Source organism: Crossiella cryophila, from assembly GCF_014204915.1.
Classification (GTDB): Bacteria; Actinomycetota; Actinomycetes; order Mycobacteriales; family Pseudonocardiaceae; genus Crossiella; species Crossiella cryophila.
The window spans coordinates 2726955-2743366 of record NZ_JACHMH010000001.1 but is presented as its reverse complement, the minus strand read 5'-3'; the positions used below and the strand labels follow the sequence as shown (position 1 = coordinate 2743366).

General features: G+C 71.2%; 19 protein-coding genes and 1 pseudogene. 8 read left to right on the top strand and 12 right to left on the bottom strand.

Annotated features, from left to right (window positions below; all coding sequences use genetic code 11):
- Window positions 1–30: 30 nt before the first annotated feature.
- Window positions 31–1245: a hypothetical protein gene (locus HNR67_RS12820; RefSeq protein WP_185002254.1), complete on the bottom strand. Its 1215-nt coding sequence runs from the start codon at window positions 1243–1245 to the stop codon at window positions 31–33.
- Window positions 1246–1437: 192 nt separating this feature from the next.
- Here HNR67_RS12820 and HNR67_RS12815 point away from each other — a divergent pair, with 192 nt between their 5' ends.
- Window positions 1438–1773, top strand: a complete 336-nt coding sequence (locus HNR67_RS12815) for a hypothetical protein (RefSeq protein ID WP_185002253.1) — start codon at window positions 1438–1440, stop codon at window positions 1771–1773.
- A gap of 50 nt (window positions 1774–1823) precedes the next feature.
- Here the strand turns inward: HNR67_RS12815 and HNR67_RS12810 are convergent, their stop codons facing one another.
- Window positions 1824–2207, bottom strand: coding sequence for an antibiotic biosynthesis monooxygenase family protein (locus HNR67_RS12810; protein WP_185002252.1), 384 nt, complete (start codon window positions 2205–2207; stop codon window positions 1824–1826).
- Between the two features lie 58 nt (window positions 2208–2265).
- Here HNR67_RS12810 and HNR67_RS12805 point away from each other — a divergent pair, with 58 nt between their 5' ends.
- From HNR67_RS12805 to HNR67_RS12795, 3 genes are all read left to right on the top strand, one after another.
- Complete coding sequence (locus HNR67_RS12805; protein WP_185002251.1) at window positions 2266–2538, top strand: DUF6703 family protein; 273 nt, start codon at window positions 2266–2268, stop codon at window positions 2536–2538.
- Between the two features lie 131 nt (window positions 2539–2669).
- Complete coding sequence (locus tag HNR67_RS12800) at window positions 2670–3014, top strand: ArsR/SmtB family transcription factor (RefSeq protein ID WP_246493137.1); 345 nt, start codon at window positions 2670–2672, stop codon at window positions 3012–3014.
- Window positions 3011–3427 carry a Fur family transcriptional regulator gene (locus HNR67_RS12795; protein ID WP_185002249.1) on the top strand — a complete coding sequence of 139 codons (417 nt, stop codon included), beginning with the start codon at window positions 3011–3013 and terminating at the stop codon, window positions 3425–3427. The genes HNR67_RS12800 and HNR67_RS12795 overlap by 4 nt, the downstream gene beginning before the upstream one ends.
- 141 nt (window positions 3428–3568) lie before the next feature.
- On the opposite strand, the gene HNR67_RS12790 is transcribed toward HNR67_RS12795, so the two are convergent.
- The 3 genes from HNR67_RS12790 to HNR67_RS12780 are packed head-to-tail and all read right to left on the bottom strand — an operon-like array spanning window position 3569 to window position 6949.
- A complete protein-coding gene (locus tag HNR67_RS12790; RefSeq protein WP_185002248.1) occupies window positions 3569–5110 on the bottom strand; it encodes an alpha/beta fold hydrolase in 1542 nt (513 codons plus the stop codon).
- Window positions 5111–5126: 16 nt separating this feature from the next.
- Window positions 5127–5921: a TIGR03943 family putative permease subunit gene (locus HNR67_RS12785; protein ID WP_185002247.1), complete on the bottom strand. Its 795-nt coding sequence runs from the start codon at window positions 5919–5921 to the stop codon at window positions 5127–5129.
- The gene (locus HNR67_RS12780; protein WP_185002246.1) at window positions 5921–6949 is read right to left on the bottom strand and encodes a permease; all 1029 of its coding nucleotides are present in this window, start codon (window positions 6947–6949) and stop codon (window positions 5921–5923) included. The genes HNR67_RS12785 and HNR67_RS12780 overlap by 1 nt, the downstream gene beginning before the upstream one ends.
- A 169-nt stretch (window positions 6950–7118) precedes the next feature.
- On the opposite strand from HNR67_RS12780, the pseudogene mtnA reads away from it, so the two are divergent.
- From mtnA to mtnC, 4 genes and pseudogenes are all read left to right on the top strand, one after another.
- Window positions 7119–8114 (top strand): annotated as a pseudogene (gene mtnA / locus HNR67_RS12775) (S-methyl-5-thioribose-1-phosphate isomerase); the annotation flags it as partial.
- Window positions 8115–8506: 392 nt separating this feature from the next.
- A complete protein-coding gene (mtnB, locus tag HNR67_RS12770) occupies window positions 8507–9124 on the top strand; it encodes a methylthioribulose 1-phosphate dehydratase (protein ID WP_185002244.1) in 618 nt (205 codons plus the stop codon).
- Window positions 9121–9699 (top strand): 1,2-dihydroxy-3-keto-5-methylthiopentene dioxygenase, encoded by a 579-nt coding sequence (locus HNR67_RS12765; protein WP_185002243.1) that lies wholly within the window; start codon window positions 9121–9123, stop codon window positions 9697–9699. Before mtnB ends, HNR67_RS12765 begins: the two co-directional genes overlap by 4 nt.
- On the top strand, window positions 9696–10388 hold the full coding sequence (mtnC, locus tag HNR67_RS12760; protein ID WP_185002242.1) for an acireductone synthase: 693 nt from the start codon (window positions 9696–9698) through the stop codon (window positions 10386–10388). The genes HNR67_RS12765 and mtnC overlap by 4 nt, the downstream gene beginning before the upstream one ends.
- 863 nt (window positions 10389–11251) lie before the next feature.
- Here mtnC and HNR67_RS12755 read toward each other — a convergent pair.
- Genes HNR67_RS12755 through HNR67_RS12725 form a run of 7 tightly spaced genes read right to left on the bottom strand, consistent with a single transcriptional unit; the run spans window position 11252 to window position 16395 of the window.
- Window positions 11252–11677 carry a YbjN domain-containing protein gene (locus tag HNR67_RS12755; protein WP_312987121.1) on the bottom strand — a complete coding sequence of 142 codons (426 nt, stop codon included), beginning with the start codon at window positions 11675–11677 and terminating at the stop codon, window positions 11252–11254.
- On the bottom strand, window positions 11674–12561 hold the full coding sequence (locus tag HNR67_RS12750; RefSeq protein ID WP_185002241.1) for an isoprenyl transferase: 888 nt from the start codon (window positions 12559–12561) through the stop codon (window positions 11674–11676). The genes HNR67_RS12755 and HNR67_RS12750 overlap by 4 nt, the downstream gene beginning before the upstream one ends.
- Window positions 12562–12590: 29 nt before the next feature.
- Complete coding sequence (recO, locus tag HNR67_RS12745) at window positions 12591–13352, bottom strand: DNA repair protein RecO (RefSeq protein ID WP_185002240.1); 762 nt, start codon at window positions 13350–13352, stop codon at window positions 12591–12593.
- 31 nt (window positions 13353–13383) lie between these two features.
- Entirely contained in the window at window positions 13384–14292 is a 909-nt protein-coding gene (gene era, locus HNR67_RS12740) for a GTPase Era (protein WP_185002239.1), read from the bottom strand.
- Entirely contained in the window at window positions 14276–14686 is a 411-nt protein-coding gene (locus HNR67_RS12735) for a hypothetical protein (protein ID WP_185002238.1), read from the bottom strand. The genes era and HNR67_RS12735 overlap by 17 nt, the downstream gene beginning before the upstream one ends.
- A 21-nt stretch (window positions 14687–14707) precedes the next feature.
- On the bottom strand, window positions 14708–15046 hold the full coding sequence (locus HNR67_RS12730) for a (2Fe-2S) ferredoxin domain-containing protein (RefSeq protein WP_312987120.1): 339 nt from the start codon (window positions 15044–15046) through the stop codon (window positions 14708–14710).
- Window positions 15047–15057: 11 nt separating this feature from the next.
- The gene (locus tag HNR67_RS12725; protein WP_185002237.1) at window positions 15058–16395 is read right to left on the bottom strand and encodes an MFS transporter; all 1338 of its coding nucleotides are present in this window, start codon (window positions 16393–16395) and stop codon (window positions 15058–15060) included.
- Window positions 16396–16412: the final 17 nt, after the last annotated feature.

The following is a 16412-nucleotide window of genomic DNA, read 5'->3' as shown; positions in this document are numbered from 1 at the left end:
GCTCGGGGTCCGATCCCGACCACATCTGGGTCAGTCCTCGTGGCCGCGGCGGACGCTGGTGGCGCGTTGGCGGCGGGCTAGTGCGGGGACGGCGCGGCGGCGCAGGATCACGGCGGCGCCGGTGGTGGCGAGCAGGGCCAGGCCGAGCAGGGCCAGGGGGAGGGTGTCCGGGCCGGTGCTGGTGGTCGTGCCGGGGATGGCCTGGGGGTGCTGGCCGGGGTGGTCGGCGGGGTTGGTCTGGGGGCCTGCCGGGATCTTGACCGGGACGGTGGGGGTGCTGGTGGTGGTCGCGGTGGGGTCTGGCTTGGGGGTGAAGTCCTTCGCGGTGGTGCACAGGGCGGCGCCCAGGACGAAGGTGTTGTCGGCCAAGACCGGGCCCTTGCCGTCAGCGGGGCTGGTCTCGCCGGGGGCGGGGCTGGTTTCGCCGGGGGCGCCGTTGCCGTTGGCGGGGGTTTTGCCGTCGGGGGCGCGGTAGTCGAGGACGTCGACCCGCCAGCCCGCGACGGCTTCCACGCCCCGGCTGGCCAGTGCGGTCTGGGTGACCAGGTCGGCGAGTTTGGTGACGCGGCGGATGGTGATGTCGGAGACGATCTCGCCCGCGTCGGTGGTGCGGCCGGTAGGCACGTTGGTGCTGGTGAGGGGTTCAGCGCCGGTGGGGAGGTTGACCTTGCGGAGCTGGCCGTCGGCGTAGCGCAGCCACAGGCCGTCGGCGGTGGTGTTGCTGGTCAGCGTGGTCGGGGTGGCGCAGCTCGCCTCGGTGACGGCGTTCTGCAGGTAGACCAGCTGGCCGTGGTCGGTGGTGGAGACGCCCAGGTCGCCGGTGATCTTGGCGGTGGGGGCGTTGTTGGCGCGGAGGGTGGCTTCGGCGCGGTAGCGAGCCTGGCCCGCGGGCACGCCGGGCGGTGGGGTGTCCTTGTGTGCGGCCGCGGTGCCGGCGCCCAGGCGGAAGCGGCCCTCGGTCTGGGGGTCCGGCAGGCTGAGGCGGTCGCCTGCCTCGATGGTGTCGCCGGGGTTGAGCGGGGAGCGCAGCAGCTTGCTCAGTGCCGGGGACGGGGTGAGGGCCGTGCCCTGTCCGGCCAGGACCAGGGCGTGCGCGAGGGGGCCGGTGTGCTCGTCGACGGGGTCCGCGAGGGCGGCGCCGGGGGTGGCCAGCAGCAGCGCGGTGGCGGTCGCGAGTACGGCGACGCCGGTGGCGGCGTGGCTGATGACCGGGCGGGTCCCTGGGCAGGGCGGTCGGACAGACATGAGTGCTCCCCCATGAGAATCACCCATCAGAGGTGTGTTGAGCACTGTGCCAGAGGTGCTCAGCACTAAGGAAGGGCTTGTGAAAAAAGGGGCAAGTTCACCCTTTCAGGGCAGAGCCGGCCACTGGGTGAGCAATGCACAGGTGCGCATATGAGTATCGGTTGGTCATCGAGTCCAGAAAGGCCATTCACCATGACCAGCACCCTTGAGCACCGGCCCGCCGAAACGCACCGGCACACCCACGGTCCCGGTTGCGGGCACGACGCGGTGGTGCACGGCGACCACGTCGACTACCTGCACGACGGGCACGTGCACCGGGAGCACCAGACCGAGGACGGGGTGCACTACGACGAGTGCGCGCTGTGCCAGTGCGCGAACTGCTCGGACTCCTGCGCGTTGTGCCAGTGCGCCGACTGCACCTGCGCGACCTGCAACCACGCCCGCTGTGACTGCGCGGGGTGTTCGGACGCCTGCGCCAACTGCACGTGCGCGGACTGCTCCTGCGCGACCTGCGACCACGCGGCCTGAGCCGCGGCAGGGTGAGGGGCGGTCTCAGCCGCGGCGAGGCGGGGGCGGGGCTAGTGGCGGGGAGTTGCCGGGCCGCCTGCCTCGCCAAGGCGGACCGTGCCCGCGTCCTTGGCGACCAGGCTGTCGCGGCGTTCGGCGACGCCTCCGGTGACGTCCCACAGCTCCTCGTAGGCCGCGGGTTCATCCGCCAATGCCTGGGAGAGCAGGGGGATGACGTGTTCGCGGACCTCGAAGGGGGACAGTGCCCTGCGGTAGGCGGGGACGGAGTCGAATTCGGCGATCAGCACCCAGCGGTCCGCCTCGTCGGTGGCCCGGCTCAGCCTGCCGCGGCGGCAGTGCGGGCCCGCGGTGAGCAGTTCCAGGGCGTGTTTGGCCCTGGCCAGGAAGTCCTCGACCTCGGCCTCGGGCACGGCGAACCGGCAGACGAGCAGCACACCGGCGACGGTAGACGCCGCCGGTGAGGGGTTGGCGGGCTGGGTGTAGGAAAGGACTGTGAGCGGGTCGCAGTCTCAGCCTGGCCGGACCACCGGTGCCGGGCCGCGCAAGTCCTTGCCGCCGCCGGTGGCGTTCCTGGTGGTGGCGGCGGTGTTCGCGGCCGGGGTCATCACCGGCGGGGTGATCGGGGCGGTGTTGCTGGCCGCGCTGGGGTTGTTCGTGCTGGCCATGGTGGTCAGCACCTGGTCCCGGTTGCGGACGCCGGATCGGGTGTTGCGGATCGTGGTGCTGGCCATCCTGGTTGGGGTGATCGTTTCGCTTTTCCGCTAGGTGTGGCGAACTGATCGGTAACCGGGTTGCCTAGGATGACGGGTAGCCTCGGTCGTTCACGGGTACGTAGCTGCGTGCCCCGGCGCCGGGTGGTGAGAGGAGCGCACATCGTGAACAGGGAGATCGCGCCACTGGCCGATGACCATGTGCACTCCCCCGATCGTGCGCCGGTGCCGCCCGCCCCGCAGCGTTCGGGTGACGTGCTGGCCATGGCCGGTGACCTGCTGCGCGCGCTGGCCGCGCCGGTCCGGATCGCCATCGTGCTGCAGCTGCGGGCCTCGGAACGGTGCGTGCACGAGCTGGTCGACGCCCTGGGCGTGGCCCAGCCGTTGATCAGTCAGCACCTGCGGGTGCTCAAGTCCGCCGGGGTCGTACGCGGGGAGCGGCACGGCCGGGAAGTGGTGTACCGCCTGGTGGACGAGCATCTCTCGCACATCGTGGTGGACGCGGTCGCGCACGTCGAGGAGGGGCAGTGACAGTGAGCGAACGACCGGCCGCGGTTCCCGGACTGCGCTCGACCCGGCAGCGTGCCGCGGTGTCGAAGCTGCTGGACCAGGTGGACGAGTTCCGGTCGGCCCAGGAGATCCACGAGGAGCTGCGCCGGCGCGGCGAGGGCATCGGGCTGACCACGGTCTACCGCACGTTGCAGAGCCTGGCCGAGGTCGGCGAGCTGGACGTGCTGCGCACCGACTCGGGCGAGGCGATCTACCGGCGTTGTTCCCAGCACCACCATCACCACCTGGTGTGCCGCCGCTGTGGCCGCACCGTGGAGGTGGAGGGGCCGGATGTGGAGAAGTGGACCGAGCGGGTGGCGGCCGAACACGGGTTCGGCGAGGTCAGCCACACCGTGGAGATCTTCGGCACCTGCGCCGACTGCACCAGGGGCTGAGCAGGGCCGCACCCGGGCCGGACGGGCCCAGAGGCTGATGGATCCCGGGTCTGACTGCCCCAGGGACTAGCTGGCCAATCGTGCTGACCAGACGGGCCGCGCCCGGGACTGTGCTGTCCCGGACGCGGCCCGATCTGCTGATCACGCGGGTGCCGGGTCGTCCTCGCAGCGGGCGCCGCGGGCCGGGAGCTTCTTGCTCACCAGGTAGTCCGCGGTGGCCTGCCGGGCGCAGGCGCTGTTGCTCATTCCGCTGTGGCCCTCGCCGACGAAGGTGAGCAGCCGGGCGTTGCGCAGCGTCCGGGACAGCACCACCGAGTCCTGGTACGGGGTGTCCGGGTCGCCGGTGGTGCCGATGACCAGGATCGGGTCCGAGCCCTTCGCCGACCAGGGACCGGCGTAGCGGCTGGCCTGCTTGGCGGGCCACTGCTGGCAGACCGCGGCGTGCGAGTGGTCGTAGCCGGGGGTGCCGTAGGCGGCGACCGGGCCCAGGCGCGGGGCCACCGCGGCCGCGATGGCCAGGCGGGCGCGCAGCTGGAGGGTGCTCTTGGGGTAGACGCGGTCGGCGCATTCCACCGCGGTGTTGGCGGCGAAGAACGCGGCGTTGGCGGCGATGGGGCGCAGCAGCCTGCCGGTGCGGGTCTGCGCCTCGGCGAGCTGGGTGCCCAGGGTCGGCCAGCTGGGGCTGCCGCCGTTGACCGCGAAGATGATCCGGTAGGCCAGGCTGGCGCCGTTGGCGGTCACCTTGCCCTCGGCGTCCTTGACCGGGTCGCGGTCCAGGTCGGCGACCAGCTTGTCGAAGGCCTGGCCGGGGTTGCCGTTGCCGAACTTGCACTTGTCCGGGGTCTTGGCGCACCAGTCCAGGAAGCGATTGAAGGCGGCCTCGGTGGCGCGGAACTGGCCCAGGTCGTAGCGGTACGGGTCGTTGGCGTAGGACTCCGGGTCGTAGCCGCCGTCCAGGGCCAGCACCCGGAAGTTCTTCGGGAACAGGTTGGCGTAGACGGTGCCGATGTAGGTACCGAAGGAGACGCCGTAGTAGTTGAGCTTGGCGTCGCCCAGTGCCGCGCGCAGCACGTCGATGTCGCGGGCCACGTACTCGGTGCCCACGTACGGCAGCAGCGCCCCGCTGCGGGCCTGGCAGCCTGCGTGGAACTCGGCGGCGAAGGCCTGGCCGCGCTCGAAGTCGCCGGGGCGGCGGGCGGCGGTCATCCGGGCGAAGGCCGCGCGGGTCTGTTCGGGGTCCAGGCAGGCCAGCGCGGAGCTGAGGCCGACGCCGCGCGGGTCGAAGCCGACCACGTCGAAGCGTTCGGCCACCGCCGCGGGCAGTTCCTCGACCACGCCGCGGGCGAAGCCGACGCCGGAGCCGCCGGGACCGCCGGGGTTGACCAGCAGCGAGCCGATCCGCTGCTCCGGCTTGCTCGCCGGGCGGCGCGCCAGGGCGAGGGACAGGGTGCCGGCGGACAGGTCGCGGTAGTCCAGGGGCACCTGGGCGGTGGCGCACTGGAAGCCGTCGCCGGTGCCACAGTCCTGCCAGTTCAGGCTGGGCACGGCCACGCCGGCGACGCCGCCGGGGGCCTCGGGCGCGGGCGCGGCGGTCGCGGGCGCGGCGGTCGCGGCCGGGCTGGCCACGACAACGAGGGCCAGCACGGCGGCGATGGCCACCGGGCGGCGCAGGGTCACCCGCATGCGGGGTCCTTTCAGGTCAGGATTCGTACTGTTCGGCGGGAGCGGGGATCGGCTTGATCTCGCTCACGTCGAAAGCGGGGGTGTAGGCGTTGGCCTCGGTGGCCGTGCCGGGTTGCACTTTGCCGGTCAGCTCCAGCCAGGAGTCCATCGGGATCTCCTTGACCTCGCCGGCGCGCGGGCCGTCCAGGCGGACCTTCATCGGCTGGGCGTCGGCCGCGCAGCAGCCGATCACCATCCGGGTCAGGTAGCTCACGCCCTTGTCCCGGTACATGAACCCGGTGAGCCGGACCTCGCGCCCGTTGAGCGTGCCCGAGTCGTCCCACACCACCCTGGTCAGGAAGTCGGTCATCTTCATCGGGATCACCGGACCGGCGGGCAGGGGCTCGAAGTTGGCGCTGCCGTTGCGTTTGCTGGGTTCGGTGACGGTGCGGGTGTCGTTCGGGTTGACCGAGGCCGCGCCGAGTGCGGGCGGGGCGATCAGGAAGATGGTCAGCACCGGCAGCAGCAGGAACCAGGGGCTGCGTGATCTGCCGTGCTCGTGCCCGTGGTCATGCTCGTGCCCGGACTCGGCCGCGGCGGGCTGGGCGCCCTCGGCGCAGACCGGGACCGGGACCGGCTTGTCCTTGTGCCGCATGCGGATGATGTCCTGGGTGATGGCCACGAAGGCCAGGCCCAGCATGACCACCGCGGCGGCGATCAGGAACGGCAGGAACGAGGGTTTGACGTAGCGCAGGTACTGGCCGTTGAGCGCGATCTTCAGCAGGGCGCCGCCGAGCAGCACCAGCAGGACGTTCTGCGTCTCGCGTCGCATCAGCGCACCTCACCGAAGACGAGCAGGAAGGCGCCGACCCCGCACAGGATCGCCACCAGGAAGGTCAGCGGCGCGAACCGCACGACGAACTTGCGGCCGAAGGTACCGGCCTGCAGCGCGATCAGCTTGACGTCGACCGCGGGTCCGACCACCAGGAACACCAGCCGGGGCAGCAGCGGCAGCGCGGACATGCTGGCCGCGACCAGCGCGTCGGCCTCGCTGCACAGCGCCATGACCACCGCGGCCACCGCCATGACCAGCACGCCGAGCACGATCTGGCCGGAGAGCGAGCTGAAGAAGTCGGACGCGGTGACCTTGAGCACCGCGGCGATGATGCCGCCGATGACCAGGAACCCGCCTGCCTCGACCAGGTCGTGCCGGGCGGTCTCGGCGAAGACGCCCCAGCGGGAGGTCCCGGCCGGGCGTTCGTAGCGGCGCAGCGCGCGTTCGGCGATCCACTCGGTCTTGCCGATGCGCACCCACAGCCAGCCCATGACCAGCGCGGTGGCCAGCGAGCCGACGAAGCGGGCCACCACCATCAGCGGCTCGCCCTGGAAGGCCACGGCGGTGGAGCCGAGCACGATCGGGTTCACCGCGGGCGCGGCCAGCAGGAAGGTCAGCGCGACCGCGGGCCGCACGCCCTGCTGCATGAGCCTGCCCGAGACCGGCACCGCGCTGCACTCGCAGCCGGGCAGTGCCACCCCGGCCAGCCCGGCCACCGGCACCGCGAGGGCCTGGTTGCCGGGCAGCAGCTTGCGCAGCCGCTCCGGGGAGACGAAGGCCGCGATCGCGCCGCTGATCAGCACCCCCAGCACCAGGAACGGCATGGCCTGGATGCAGACGGAGATGAACACCGTGGAGGCGGTGCGGATCCGCTCGTCGGTCAGCAGGGAGGCGATCTGCCCTTGGAACACGATGGCCAGCAGCAGGACCCCGCAGAGGATTTCCAGCGAGGTGATGCCCCGGCCCCGTGGCTTGTGCCCGGTGGGCTCGGCCGTCTCGGTCGCAACGGTGCTCACGGGAGTCATGCTGCCATGCGATTGGGCGAATTGATAACCGTTGCCGAGAGGCAGCCATCCGGGCTACCGGGTTGCGCCCATCGGGGCCCAGGTGCTGGGACGGGCTCCCTGGGGGCTGGCGCGGATGAATACCGTGGGGGGGTCGAGCCGGACCACGGCGTATCGATTGGGGTGGCGGATGACCTACACACTCGGCTGGGACGACGGCGTGGTCGTGGCCATCGACCAGCGGGTGCTGCCGCACGAGCTGCGGTGGTTGCGGCTGGCCACGGTCGAGGAGGTGATCGAGGCGATCACCACGCTGGCCGTGCGCGGGGCGCCCGCGATCGGCCTGGCCGGGGCGTTCGGGGTGGCGCTGTCCGCGCACCTGCACGCCGACCCGGCGGTGGTGCGCGCGGACGCGGAGCGGCTGGCCAAGGCCCGGCCGACCGCGGTGAACCTGGCCTGGGGGGTGCGGCGGGCGCTGGGCAGGCTCGATCAGGGCGCGCCGGCGGTGCTGGCCGAGGCGTCGATGATGCTGGCCGAGGACGAGGCGACCAACCGCACCGCAGCCCGGCTGGCCGCGGGCCTGGTGCTCTCGCTGACCCCGGACCGGCCGCTGCGGGTGCTCACGCACTGCAACACCGGCAGGCTGGCCACCGCGGCCTGGGGCACCGCGCTGGGCACGATCAGCGATCTGGCCGGGCGCGGCCTGATCGAGGAGGTGCTGGTCGACGAGACCCGCCCGCTGCTGCAGGGCGCCCGGCTGACCGCGTGGGAACTGGCCGAGCAGGGCATCCCGCACCGGTTGCTGGTGGACTCGGCGGCCGCGGCGGCGATGTCGCTGGGTCAGGTGGACGTGGTGCTGGTCGGCGCGGACCGGATCACCGCCCGCGGCGATGTGGCCAACAAGATCGGCACCTATGGGCTGGCGGTCTCCGCGGCCCGGCACCGGATCCCGTTCATCGTGGTCGCGCCGGAGTCCACCGTGGACAACACGCTGGCGCACGGCTCGGAGATCGTGGTCGAGGAGCGGGCCGCGGCGGAGGTCACCTCCTTCGGTGGCACTCCGGTGGCCCCGGCCGGGGTGGCCGTGTTCAACCCGGCCTTCGACGTGACCCCGGCCGAACTGGTCAGCGCGGTGGTCACCGAGCGGCGGGTGTGGCGGCCCAACCACGGCGCCGAGCTGGCCCGGCGGATCACCGAGGCGCTCGGCGAGGGCCTGGACCTTTCCGGGGTGTACACCGACCCGGCGTTGTTCGGGGCGACCGCGGGCGCGCTGGCCGAGGAGTTCCGCGGGTCCTTCGACGCGGTGCTGGGGCTGGCCTCCGGTGGTTTGCTGCTGGGCGCGGCGCTGGCCAGGCACGCCGAGGTGCCGCTGGTGCTGCCGGGCAACCCGGTCGCGCCGGGCACCAGGGTGCTGGTGGTGGACGAGGTGCTCGGCGACCGGCTCGGCGATGCCGCCGAACTGGTGTGGGGCAGTGGCGGCACGGTGGCCGGGTTCGGCGTGCTGCTGGTGGAGTCCGGGTCCGGGGATGCGGAGAAGCTGGCCCCGCACAAGGTGGTCGCGCTCGCCGAGGTGTCCGGATGAGTCCCGGGGCGGTGCTGGCCGCGGCCGCGCGGGAGCTGTACCAGCGGGGCTGGCTGCCCGGCACCTCGGGCAACATCTCGGTGCGGCTGAGCGCGGACACGGCGCTGATCACCGCCAGCGGGCGGGACAAGGGCGCGCTGACCGAGTCGGACACGGTGCTGGTCTCGGTGGATACCTCCGCCGCGGTGCGGCCCGAGGCGCCGAGGCCTTCGGCCGAGACGACCATCCACACCGCGATCTACCGGGCCACCAAGGCCGAGGCCGTGGTGCACACCCACTCCCCCTACGCCACCGCGGTCGCCACCCGGGCAGGCAACCGCGCTGAACTGTCCACAGTGGACTTCCGAGACTTCGAGCTGTTGAAGGGCCTGGGATTGCGCGATCCCAGCGCGACCTCGATCCCGGTATTCCCCAACCACGCCGACGTGCCGCGGATCGCCGCCGAGGTGGAGCGGTACCTGATCGAGCACCCGGACGCGCCGCCGGTGCTGCTGATCGAACATCATGGGCTCACCACCTGGGGTGCGGACTACGCGCAGGCCCGCAACCGGATGGAATGCGTGGAGTCCATCTGCCAGTTGTCGCTGTTGTTGAAAGGACGTGCGTTCTCATGACGCTCCTGCAGGTCATGCCGGAAAGCGAGCCCACCACCGTCGAGTTGCGCACCAGGGACAGCGAGAAGATCGCGGCCACCCTGGCCGAGCTGGGGGTGGAGTACGAGAACTGGGCGACCAGGGACCTGCCGGCCAAGGCCGACCAGGACACCGTGCTGGCCGCCTACGCCACCGAGGTCGAGGACCTCAAGGCCAAGGGCGGGTTCCGCCTGGTCGACGTGGCCGCACTGCGCCCCGACCCGGAGGACGAGACCTATCCCGCCCGCGCGGCCAAGGCCCGCGGCACCTTCCTGGACGAACACCGCCACGCCGAGAACGAGGTCCGCTTCTTCGTCGCCGGCCAGGGCTGCTTCTACCTGCACCTCAACGAGCGGGTCTACGCGGTGGTGTGCGAGGCGGGCGACCTGTTGTCGGTGCCGGCCGGGACCACACACTGGTTCGACATGGGCCCCACCCCCGACTTCGTCGCCATCCGCTTCTTCGAGGAGGAGGACGGCTGGGTTGGCGACTTCACCGGCGACCCCATCGCCGCCAACTTCCCCCGCCTGGACGAGTTGGTGGCGGACCCCGCGTGAGCAGGCCACAGGCGGTGGTCCTGGACATCGAGGGCACCACGAGTCCACTGTCCGCCGTGCACGACCAGCTCTTCCCGTACGCCCGCGCCCGGGTGGCCGACTGGCTGTCCGGGCACCGCGGCACACCCGAGGCGACCGAGGTCGTCGAGGGCGTGCGCGCGGAACTCGGCCAGCCAGGGGCGTCGGAGGCCGAGGTGGTGGCGGCGTTGGTGGGCTGGATCGACCAGGACGTGAAGGCCCGTCCGCTCAAGCAACTCCAGGGCCTGATCTGGCACAGCGGCTTCCAGGCCGGTGAACTGCGCGGACAGGTCTATTCGGACGTGCCGGTGGCGTTGAAGAGCTGGCAGGCCGCGGGTCTGGGGCTGCATATCTACTCGTCCGGGTCGGTGGCCGCCCAGCGGGACTGGTTCCGCCACAGCGACCATGGTGATCTGTCCGGCCAGCTCAGTGGGCACTTCGATCTGACCACGGCGGGGCCCAAGCGGGAGGCCGCTTCGTATCGGCGGATCAGTGAGGCGCTGGGTGTGCCGGCGGGGGCCACGTTGTTCCTGTCCGACGTGACCGCGGAACTGGACGCGGCGGTCGAGGCGGGTTGGCAGGCGGTCGGTGTTCGACGTCCGGGTGAGGCACATGGACCGGATGGCGACCACCGGTGGATCACGGAGTTCGGCGAACTCGACTTGAGCTGACCACAACGGCCAACACGCGGGATGTTCTTCAACGCCTTGGGCGATCGCGTGCGGGCGGAGCCCGAACAGGTGGCTGGGGTGGCTTTTCAACACTCCCCGAGCGGTTCCCCCATCCCCGTCAGCCTGGAGAGGACACACCACATCCCGGGCAAGCGGCCTGCAACCTGCCGCCGCCCTAGCCTCTCAACCGCAACGGGCCGCTTGCCCGGGATGTGGTTTGGTATCGGAAGGCTGACGGGGATGGGGGAACCGTACGAGCACTGCTCTTTGCTCTTGCCCTTGTCTTTGAATTTCCCCCCCATCCTTTGATTCCTGCCCGTCCGGCGAGGACGATCTTGATCTTGATTTTCGTTCGAGTACCTCAGCAACAGAGGCCACAAGCGCAAAGATCAAGAGCGGAAAAGATGGCCTCGCCGGCCGGGCAGACCACCGGAGGGGGGAGGGCAGATCAAGAACCGGGATGAGCAGGTTGCGGGGCTGGGTTTGTGCTGCCGGGGCCTGAACCAGCGTGGCTCCGAGGGCTCGTGTGTTCTCCGCACGGCCTTCCGCAAGCCAACCACACCTCACCGAGCGGCCCCCGTCACGTTGGGAGGCTAGGGCGGCGGCAGGTTGCAGGGGCCACTCGGCGAGGCGCGGTCAGCAAGCTCCAGGCCGTACGGAGAACACACGAGAACCCTCGTCGTGGGGTTTTCACCCCAACCCCAAACCCCAACCCCCGGCCTGCGGCCGTACGACAACGGCCAACGACCCGTCCCACAACGGCCAACACGGCGTACAAGAACGGCCAACACGCGGTACGACAACGGCCAACACGCGGGGAGCTGGGTGAGCCTTTGTGCGTGTTGGCCGTTGTGGGGTGGGGGTTAGGGGTTGGTTTGGGCTGCTGCGTCCAGCAACTCGGTGCGGAGTTGGGAGGCTGTGGAGACGACCAGCATGAGCAGGGTGCTCAGGGGGGCGGCGCCCATGCCTTCGGCGGGGAAGGCGTAGCGGAGGGTTACGTCCATGCCGGTGCCGGTGCGGATCACGCCCAGGGTGCCGAAGAGGCCTTGGCCTGCTCGTTCGGCTGCTGAGGCGGCCAGTTTCTCGTCGTCGGGGAGGTCCCAGGCGACCACGCAGGTCAGGCTCAGGACGGTCAGGCCCTCGGAGAGTTGCATGGCCTGTACGGCGCAGGGGACCTCGCCGTGGCGGAAGGTCAGCGCGCCGTCGTCGTCGACGTGCACGTCGTGGAACATCTCCAGGGCTTCCCTGGCCGCGGTCAGCAGGGTCGCGGTGGTCAGCGCTTCGGTCACCGGGTGCCTCCGGTCACGGGTTCGATGCCCACGGCCTGGATGGGGTCGATGTGTTCCAGGGAGAACTCCTCGGGTTTTGCCGAGACGGGGTTGGGCAGTGCCCCTCCGTATCGGCGGTCGCGCATGGCGAACTGCTCGCAGGCCCGCCACAGGTCCCTGCGGTCGAAGTCCGGCCACAGGATGTCCTGGAAGACCAGTTCGGCGTAGGCGGACTGCCAGAGCAGGAAGTTGCTGGTGCGCATCTCGCCGCTGGGGCGGATGAACAGGTCCACGTCGGGCATCTCCGGCTGGTACATGTGCCGGGACAGCATCTTCTCGTCGACCTTGTCCGGGTTGATCTTGCCGGCGGCGACCAGGCGGGCGATCTCGCGGGCGGCGTCGCCGACCTCGGCGCGGCCGCCGTAGTTCAGGCACATGGCCAGGTTGATCACGGAGTTGTCCTTGGTGCGCTCCTGCGCGACCTCCAGCTCCTTGATCACGCTGCGCCACAGCTTGGGGCGACGGCCCGCCCAGCGGATGCGCACGCCCAGCTCGTCCAGCTCGTCGGTGCGGTCGCGGATCACGTCCCGGCTGAAGCCCATCAGGAACCGCACCTCATCCGGGGTGCGCTTCCAGTTCTCGGTGGAGAAGGTGTACAGCGAGATCCATTTCACACCCAGCTCGATCGCGCCCTTGACCACCTCGACCACGACCGCCTCGCCGCGCTTGTGCCCCTCGGTGCGCGGCAGCCCGCGTTCCTTGGCCCAGCGGCCGTTGCCGTCCATCACCACGGCGATGTGCTTGGGCACCAGGTCAGCCGGGATCGCCGGCGGGCGCGCGCCGGAGGGATGCGGATCCGGTGGCCGGACGCTCGTATCGGCGCGTCCAACCCGCCGTCGCAGCATCGTCGGCTTCCTCCTCATCGTGAGAACAACTAGATCTGTGGCTCGGGCACCACGGCCGAGCGCTTCCGTTCCACCAACGGTAGCGAACGCAGCTGGCGCTCCAGATGCCACTGGAGGTGCGCGGCCACCAGGCCGCTGCCCTCCCGTCGCGCGGAGTGGCCGGCCTGCTCGGCGACCGGCCAGTCGCCGTGCAGCAGCGCCTCCAGCAGGCCGATGGTCTCCTGGGTCGGTTTGGTCGACCCCGGTGGGCGGCAGCGGTGGCACACCGCGCCCCCGGCCTGCACGCTGAAGGACTGGTGCGGACCCGGCACCCCGCAGCGCGCGCACTCGCTGAGCGCGGGCGCCCACCCGGCGTACCCCATGGCCCGCAACAGGAAGGCGTCCAGCACCAGCGGCGCGTCCCGGCTGTTGTCGGCCAGTGCCCGTAACGCGCCCACCACCAGCATATACAGCCGCAGCGCCGGCGCGTTCTCCTCGGCGGTGAGCCGGTCGGCGGTCTCCAGCACCGCGCAGCCGGCGGTGTAGCGCGGGTAGTCCCCGACGATCGGCGCGCCGAAGGCGTCCAGGGTCTGCACCTGGGTGATCACATCCAGCGTGCGGCCGGTGTAGAGCTGCACGTCGATGTGGCAGAACGGCTCCACCCTGGCGCCGAAGCGGGAGGTCATCCGGCGCACGCCCTTGGCAACCGCGCGCACCTTGCCGTGCCGGCGGGACAGCAGCGTGACGATGCGGTCCGCCTCGCCCAGCTTCTGCACCCGCAGCACCACGCCGGTGTCGCGGTAGAGACTCACCCGGTCATCGTCCCATGCCCGGGTGTCAAGCTCAGAATCCCAGGCGGCGGAGCTGCTTGGGGTCCCGCTGCCAGTCCTTGGCGATCTTGACGTGCAGGTCCAGGTAGACCTTGGTGCCGAGCAGGCTCTCGATGTGCTTGCGCGCGGTCGAGCCGACCTGCTTCAACCGGGCCCCCTTGTGCCCGATCATGATCCCCTTCTGGCTGTCCCGCTCCAGGTAGACCACGGCGTGCACGTCGATCATGTCGGTGCGGCCCGGGTGCGGCACCATCTCCTCGACGGTGACCGCGATCGAGTGCGGCAGCTCGTCCCGCACGCCCTCCAGCGCGGCCTCCCTGATCAGCTCGGCGACCAGGGTGGCCTCCGGCTCGTCGGTCAGCTCGCCGTCGGGGTAGAGCTGCGGGCCGCGCGGCAGGCGGTCCACCAGCAGCTGGGTCAGCGTCTCGACCTGGAAGCCGTCCACCGCGGAGACCGGGATCAGCTCGGTGAACTCCATGATCTCCTGCAGCGCGAGCAGCTGCTGACCGACCACGTCCTGGCTGACCAGGTCGGTCTTGGTGATGATGCCGATCACCGGGGTGCTCTTGGCGATCTTCTTCAGCTCGGCGGCGATGAACTTGTCGCCCGGCCCGACCGGCTGGTCGGCAGGCACGCACAGCCCGACCACGTCGACCTCCGACCAGGTCTCCCTGACCAGGTCGTTGAGCCGCTGGCCGAGCAGGGTGCGCGGGCGGTGCAGGCCGGGGGTGTCCACGATGACCAGCTGCGCGTCCGGCCGGTGCACCACACCGCGGATGGTGTGCCGGGTGGTCTGCGGGCGGCTGGAGGTGATGGCGACCTTGGTGCCGACCAGTGCGTTGGTGAGGGTGGACTTGCCGGCGTTGGGCCTGCCGACGAAGCAGGCGAAGCCGGAGCGGTGGGTGTCACTGACGCTGGTCACCCGTCCATTCTCGCAGCTCCCCGGCGAACCACTCCCTGGCCTCCGCCTTGAGCAGGGCCCGCAGCACCAGCGCGGCGAAGACGAACGGGACCAGCGCCTGCGGGGTGAACCGGCCGAGGAGGAGTCCGCCGGCCAGGTTGAGCAGGGCGCCGGCGACCACGATCCACTCCACTGCCAGCGTGGTGTGCCGCACCCACGGCTCGCGCCGGTGGAACCGCAGGGCGCACACCAGCAGCAGCGCCATGATCAGCATCGAGGCCACCAGGAGCACGCCCTGCTGGTTCACCGGCCTGGCCTGCTGGACGAGCAGGACCAGCGCGAACCCGTTGAGCCCGAGGTTGAGCAGGGCCTGGACCACCACCACGACCGCGGCGATCAGCAGAAACTTCGGCATGCGCCGTGTTGTAGCCCGGGTCTACCGGGATCCTTCCCGGACCGGCGGGCTGATCCGGTGCAGTTCCAGGGTGTCCGGCAGCGGCGCCCGGCCGGGTCCGCCCGCGGCCAGCCAGCGGTCCAGGTCGCCGAGCACCGCCTCGCCCAGGATCAGGCCCAGCCAGACCGGTTTGCCGCCGCCTGGGCGTTGCACCACGACCACGTTGGACTGGGCGCACACGTCCAGGCAGTCCGAGACGGTCACCCTGGCCCCGTGCGCCGCGGCGATCTCGCGCAGTCGCCTCAGCTGGAGATCGTGGTCGATCTCGGGGTGCTTGCGGGTGGTCCCGCAGCAGCAGTCACGGCACACGGTCAGACGCACAGGCGTCCACGCTACGGGGCGACCGGGGCCGGGGCCGAGCGCTGAACGCGTGAGGTGGCGATCATCATGGAGCAGACCGCGGCGATCATGCAGAGTCCGGCGGCCAGGTACCAGGAGGCGGTGTAGGTGCCAAGGTGCTCGCGCAGCAGGCCGGCGCCGGTGGCCGCGATGGCCGCGCCGATCTGGTGCGAGGCGAAGACCCAGCCGAACACGACCGGTCCGTCGGCGCCGAAGTGCTCCCGGCAGAGCGCGACCGTCGGCGGCACGGTGGCCACCCAGTCCAGGCCGTAGAAGATGATGAAGACCAGCATGCTGGGCCCGGCGCTGGCGTCGAACAGGCTGGGCAGCACGAACAGGGACACCCCGCGCAGCAGGTAGTAGGCGCCCAGCAGCAGCCGGGAGTCGACCCGGTCGGTGAGCCAGCCGGAGAAGACGGTGCCCACGATGTCGAAGATGCCGACCAGGGCGAGCAGTCCGGCGGCGGTGGTGGTCGGCATGCCGTGGTCGTGCGCGGCCGGGATGAAGTGCGTGCCGACCAGGCCGTTGGTGCTCATCCCGCAGATGGCGAAGCCGACGACCAGGAACCAGAACGTCTTGACCCGGGAGGCGGCGGCCAGCGCGGTGAGTGCCCGCCGGGCCGCGCCGCCGGCAGGCCGGGCCGGGGCCTGGGGTTCGCCGGTGGCGCCGTAGGCGGTGAGGCCGACCTCGGCCGGGTGGTCGCGCAGCAGCCACAGCACCAGCGGGGCCACCGCGAGCGCGCCCAAGGCCACCACGAGCGAGGCCCAGCGCCAGCCGTAGGACTCCACCAGCAGCGCCTGCACCGGCAGGAACACCAGCTGACCGGCGGCGCTGCCCGCGGTGAGCACGCCGGTGACGATGCCGCGGTGCTTGACGAACCAGCGGGTGGTGACGGTGGCGACGAAGGCCAGTGCCATCGATCCGGTGCCCAGCCCGACGAAGACGCCCCACAGCAGCACCAGCTGCCAGGAGGCGGTCATGAACACGGTGAGCCCGCTGCCCGCGGCGACCAGCACCAGCGCGCAGGCCACCACCTTGCGGATGCCGAAGCGTTCCATCAGCGCGGCGGCGAAGGGCGAGGTCAGCCCGAACAGCAGCAGGTTGATCGAGACGGCCAGCGAGATGGTGCCCAGTGGCCAGCCGAACTCCTGTTGCAGCGGGTTGATCAGCACGCCGGGGGTGGCGCGGAAGCCGGCGGCGCCGACCAGCGCGACGAAGGCGACAGCGGCCACCACCCAGGCCCGGTGCAGCCGGGGACGGGTGAGCTGGGTCTGGGTCACCGAGTCAGCCTCGGTCAGTCCGGGTCCGGACACGAGTGGCCCGAAGGCCATCCTGTGCAAGGATCGGG

Excerpts from the sequence above, each read along its gene's own strand:
- HNR67_RS12820 (WP_185002254.1), bottom strand. The coding sequence starts at position 1,245 with ATGTCTGTCCGACCGCCCTGCCCAGGGACCCGCCCGGTCATCAGCCAC.
- HNR67_RS12815 (WP_185002253.1), top strand. The coding sequence starts at position 1,438 with ATGACCAGCACCCTTGAGCACCGGCCCGCCGAAACGCACCGGCACACC.
- HNR67_RS12790 (WP_185002248.1), bottom strand. The coding sequence starts at position 5,110 with ATGCGGGTGACCCTGCGCCGCCCGGTGGCCATCGCCGCCGTGCTGGCC.
- HNR67_RS12785 (WP_185002247.1), bottom strand. The coding sequence starts at position 5,921 with ATGCGACGCGAGACGCAGAACGTCCTGCTGGTGCTGCTCGGCGGCGCC.
- HNR67_RS12780 (WP_185002246.1), bottom strand. The coding sequence starts at position 6,949 with ATGACTCCCGTGAGCACCGTTGCGACCGAGACGGCCGAGCCCACCGGG.
- mtnB (WP_185002244.1), top strand. The coding sequence starts at position 8,507 with ATGAGTCCCGGGGCGGTGCTGGCCGCGGCCGCGCGGGAGCTGTACCAG.
- HNR67_RS12765 (WP_185002243.1), top strand. The coding sequence starts at position 9,121 with ATGACGCTCCTGCAGGTCATGCCGGAAAGCGAGCCCACCACCGTCGAG.
- HNR67_RS12750 (WP_185002241.1), bottom strand. The coding sequence starts at position 12,561 with ATGCTGCGACGGCGGGTTGGACGCGCCGATACGAGCGTCCGGCCACCG.
- HNR67_RS12735 (WP_185002238.1), bottom strand. The coding sequence starts at position 14,686 with ATGCCGAAGTTTCTGCTGATCGCCGCGGTCGTGGTGGTGGTCCAGGCC.
- HNR67_RS12725 (WP_185002237.1), bottom strand. The coding sequence starts at position 16,395 with ATGGCCTTCGGGCCACTCGTGTCCGGACCCGGACTGACCGAGGCTGAC.